The sequence below is a fragment of the Halorubrum sp. SS7 genome (genome assembly GCF_005435055.1).
GTDB classification, from domain to species: Archaea; Halobacteriota; Halobacteria; order Halobacteriales; family Haloferacaceae; genus Halorubrum; species Halorubrum salinarum.
Genome location: NZ_SGXV01000598.1, coordinates 1 through 243, shown reverse-complemented (window position 1 = coordinate 243; position 243 = coordinate 1). Strand labels below are relative to the sequence as shown.

General features: G+C 68.3%; 1 protein-coding gene. It reads left to right on the top strand.

All coding sequences use genetic code 11. From position 1 onward, the window contains the following. Window positions 1-2: 2 nt before the first annotated feature. On the top strand, window positions 3-243 hold a 241-nt coding region (locus tag EXE44_RS19280; protein ID WP_241991918.1), incomplete at its 3' end, for a cation:proton antiporter.

The following is a 243-nucleotide window of genomic DNA, read 5'->3' as shown; positions in this document are numbered from 1 at the left end:
CCGTGATCCCCGCGTACATCCTCGTCGGGATGCTGGTCGGGGAGTTCGTCCTCGGACGGGTCGCCCTTCCCGCCGTCGGCACCGTCTACGTCCCCGAGACGGAGTTCATCGCGCTCGGCGCGGAGCTCGGGATCGTCTTCCTCCTCTTCTTCCTCGGCCTGGAGTTCAACCTCGACCGACTGCTCGGTCGGTGGCGCCCGATCGGGACCGCGGGAACGATCGACCTGGCCAACTTCGGGGTCG